Source organism: Moheibacter sediminis (genome assembly GCF_900176425.1).
Lineage (GTDB): Bacteria > Bacteroidota > Bacteroidia > Flavobacteriales > Weeksellaceae > Moheibacter > Moheibacter sediminis.
The window spans coordinates 1-1777 of record NZ_FWXS01000022.1 but is presented as its reverse complement, the minus strand read 5'-3'; the positions used below and the strand labels follow the sequence as shown (position 1 = coordinate 1777).

At 35.8% G+C, this 1777-nt stretch carries 1 protein-coding gene; it reads left to right on the top strand.

Annotation, left to right across the window (positions count from 1 at the left end; genetic code table 11):
• Window positions 1–239: 239 nt before the first annotated feature.
• Window positions 240–1777: PKD domain-containing protein (locus tag B8977_RS15230; protein WP_159447507.1), on the top strand; the 1538-nt coding region annotated here is incomplete at its 3' end.

Here is a 1777-nt window from a genome sequence, read left to right as displayed (position 1 = left end):
GTGAATATTTTGTTTCAGATTTAATTTTTGAGTTCAGATAATTAAGATCGAATATTCACTTTCCCGGCAGGATTTTATCCTGTCGGGATTTTATGGATTTGAGATGAATAAATTTTTCGCCGCATCATCCTGAGCCTAGCCTCTGCTGGATGGATTTGAAGTATCGAAGGAAAATTTGGATAGGAAAAAAACACCAGCTAACGAAAACTCAAAATTCAAAACACACAACACAAAATCACATGAGGAACACGTACATAATTATAGCATTTCTGATTTCAATTGGAATTCAGGCGCAGCTTCAGACTACCCATTGGTATTTTGGAAATAGAGCTGGATTAAATTTCTCTTCAGGTATTTCGGTTAATGATCCGCAAGGGCTTATCAACTCTATGGAGGGGTGTGCCAGTATATCAGATGAATGCGGTAACTTATTATTTTATACAGACGGGATAAAAGTTTATACTCGAAACCATAATGCTGTAATGCCTAATGGATATCCTTTATATGGGCATTCTTCTAGTTCGCAAGCATCGGTAATTGTACCCAATCCGGGTAATGCTAATATTTATTACATTTTTACGGTAGATGGAGGTGATGGAGTATATGGACCATACGAAACCACGAATAAAGGCATGAATTATTCAATAGTTGATATGTCATTAAACGGAGGTAATGGAGAGGTCATTCAAAGAAATGTTCCTTTAGCATTATTGAATGGGAAACAGAAAAGTTCGGAGAAACTAACTGCAGTAAAAATGGCTGATGGTTCTGGTTATTGGGTATTAACCCATTTTGTAGATAGTTATTATGCTTTTAAGGTGACTGCCAATGGGGTAGATTCTCAGCCTGTTGTATCAAAAATAGGAGTATATATACATCAGGATGACCACAACGAAAATGGAGAATTTGTTGGAGAAATTGATAGAGGATGTATAAAAATATCACCGGATGGAACTAAAATAGCAGTAGCTCACGATATAGGCGGCCCCTATACTTCAGGTTTAAGAGGAGCCTTGGCTGTTTATAATTTTGATAATGTCACTGGCATTGTTAGTAATCAATTACTGTATGATGATTCTTTTTCTTATTATGGAGTAGAATTCTCTCCTGATAGTCAAATTCTTTATGCTACTTTTTTTAATGACACAGAAAACTTTTTAGCTCAATATGACTTGTCTGCAAACTCTAAATATATAATAGCTTCAAATGCAGGTCTGAATACAATCCAGTTAGGTCTCGACAACAAAATTTATTGTGCTAAGGAATTCAAACCCTATTTAAGTATTATTCATAATCCTAATGAATTCTATAATCCAATGAATGGAGATAATCCTGATTTTGAATTGGACGGAATTTATGTAGGAGAAACGGGAGGGCAAGGTAGAAGTCGATTGGGACTTCCTAACTTTGTAAGTTCATTTTTTACTAATGGAGTTTATTTTAATGGAAAATTTCTTGTCAACGGAAATGAAGAAGGAGCAATCAAATATTGTGTAAACGAAGAATTAATGTTCACACCGGACATTTGCGGACTGACGATAGAAAATTATGCTTGGGATTTCGGGGACGGAACCACTTCCACATTACAAAATCCACTTCATACTTATACCAACATCGGAATTTACACAGTAACCCTAATCGTTACAGCATCCGGTGGACAATCCAATACATTTACGATGCAAATCGAAATCGTTCCTCCACCCGCTGTTCAAAATGCTGAATTGAAAGAATGTTTGGATTTAAACGGAGCAGAAGTAGAATTTGACTTAACGGAATC